At 59.7% G+C, this 2308-nt stretch carries 3 protein-coding genes; 2 read left to right on the forward strand and 1 reads right to left on the reverse strand.

Annotated elements, in window-relative coordinates; all coding sequences use genetic code 11:
- Positions 1–188 precede the first annotated feature (188 nt).
- Positions 189–1313: a porin gene (locus tag WCA53_RS34660; RefSeq protein WP_423922988.1), complete on the forward strand. Its 1125-nt coding sequence runs from the start codon at positions 189–191 to the stop codon at positions 1311–1313.
- A gap of 124 nt (positions 1314–1437) precedes the next feature.
- Positions 1438–1575 (forward strand): hypothetical protein, encoded by a 138-nt coding sequence (locus WCA53_RS34665; RefSeq protein WP_423922991.1) that lies wholly within the window; start codon positions 1438–1440, stop codon positions 1573–1575.
- Between the two features lie 19 nt (positions 1576–1594).
- Here WCA53_RS34665 and WCA53_RS34670 read toward each other — a convergent pair.
- A partial coding sequence (locus WCA53_RS34670; RefSeq protein ID WP_423922994.1) for an MFS transporter occupies positions 1595–2308 on the reverse strand: 714 nt, incomplete at its 5' end.

Here is a 2308-nt window from a genome sequence, read left to right on the forward strand (position 1 = left end):
GGGCTGCCGTCTATCGACGAAATGCCAATCGGCACCGCCAGTTAGTGCCGGAAGAAGCGCTTATAGGAGCGCTTCGACGGTGATCTGCCGACCATAAGTCCCGCAGTTCGGTTGTTACAGACAAACGATGATGCATAGAAATTTCTGGTTGCCACGAGGACGCCGGATCAGCCAATTCAGGAGACGGAATGAAAATAAAATTAGCGGCCGCGGTCACGTTGACTGCGCTTACCGGTGTCGCACACGCACAATCATCGGTGACTTTGTATGGGTCGGTGGATTCGGGCCTGCTGTACCAGAACACGTCTGCCGCTTCGTATAGTCCATTGGCCAAGAATACCGGGTCCGTCTTTCGCATGAAGGACGGCGGTATCTATTCCAGCTTCCTTGGTTTCCTGGGGACGGAAGACCTGGGCGGAGGATGGCAATCCAATTTCAAGTTGCAAGGCGCGTTTGACAGCACGAACGGAAAATTCGGCTTAAGCGGCACTGCAGGCGCGGCGGCGCAGTTCAATCAAGCCGCCGACGTCGGCCTGTCCGGCCCCTACGGCTCACTGACCCTCGGCCGTCAGATCATCCCGATGACGTACGCGATGGCGTACACCGATGTACGCCAGGGTGACTACTTCGGCAGTATCTTCACGGCATTGGTGAGCATGAACGCCGCTGCCGGATGGCCTGGGACCAGCACGAATGCGCAGTTGGGCGCAGTCTTCGACGACAATGCGATCGTCTATGTGTCGCCGAAATTCGGCGGCGTCACCGCCAGCCTCGAATATGCACCGGGTGGCGTGGCGGGCAGCTTGCAGGGCGCTACACGCGAGTCTGCTGTCCTGCAATACGACAACTACGGGCTGAAGCTCGCGGCCGTGTACTACAACGGCCACGACACGAATCCCACCCCGACGAGCGTGCCGACCGGTCTCGACAACAATCGGTTCGTGTATGCCGGGGCGCTGTATTCGATCAACGGCTTCTCGGTGAGCGGGTCCTTTAGTAATGGAAGGAATCCTGCGCATTCCAGTGTTACCAATTTCGACATGATCTCGGGTGGCGTGGGTTATCAATTCAACCCGGCGTTCGACGTGACGAGCGCGGTCTACTACTTGAAAGACGAGAACCATTCGGCGAACCATTCGACGGAATTCATTCTTGGCGCGAACTACAGCCTGTCGAAGTCCACGACGCTCTATGCGCAGGTCGGCTACGTCGACAACAACGGCACCATGAATCAGTCGATCGAATATGGGCAGCCGACAGCGCCGGGCGTCGATACGACCGCCGCGATGGTGGGTATTCGCAAGCGCTTCTGAACCGGGTGCAAGGACGCCTTGAGCCAATTCGGTGACGGGGACCGGCAAGGCGTCATGCATCCGGTCTAAACGAACACCGGCGTTGTTATAATCGGCGCTTGGATAAAGATAAGCAAAACTTCAGATGAAATCTATTATTACTCTCGGGGCGTTTGGCATTATTGCCATGACGGCGTGGCTATTCGCCGTGGCACTCCATCAGAGCGGCGACATTTCCTTTCCCACTACGCTCACGGCGGTAAAGGATTTCGTCGGCCATTGAGATCAGGCGGGCGAACCCGTCAGGCCTCTGGAGTTCGACGTTGGACCTGTTGTTCGACCTGTGCGTTCACATGCGCGGGTCGGCCAGCGGCATAGCCGAACCACGCGGACAGCACGCAGATCGCACCGCACAACACAGCCAGGCTTGACAATGAGCCAGTCGAATGGAGCAGCGATCCGGCGACGAACGGACCGCTTGACGCCAGCAGATAGCCAACGCCCTGCGCCATGCCTGACAGTTGCGCAGCCACGTGCGAATCGGGCGAACGCAATCCGATGACGGTGAGCGCCAACGTGAACGAGGTCCCCTGCGCGATACCCAGAAGCACCACCCAGCCCCACATGCTCGACAACGGCGCGAAGAAACATCCCATCAGGCTCACGCACGTCAGCATCAACGCAATGACGTTCACGGCCCGCTGATCGTGACCCCGCGTGGCCAGCATGGGTGATGACAGTGCCGCCACCGCTTGCGCAATCGTCGACAGCGACAGCATGAACCCTGCGTCGACCGCGCTCATTCCACGCCCGCGAAGAACGGTCGGCAACCACCCGAATACGATGTACGCCAGCGACGACTGCGTGCCCATGAATAGGGTGACCTGCCAGGCAAGCGGGTCCCGCCACAATCCCCGCACGACGAAGATCGCGCGTCGGACATGATGTCCCGGCGGCGGCATCTGCGCCCCCCAGGCCAGCGCTGCCAGGGCCGCCGGGAGTGCCCAGAGCCCGAG

Source organism: Caballeronia sp., from assembly GCF_049581465.1.
Classification (GTDB): Bacteria; Pseudomonadota; Gammaproteobacteria; order Burkholderiales; family Burkholderiaceae; genus Caballeronia.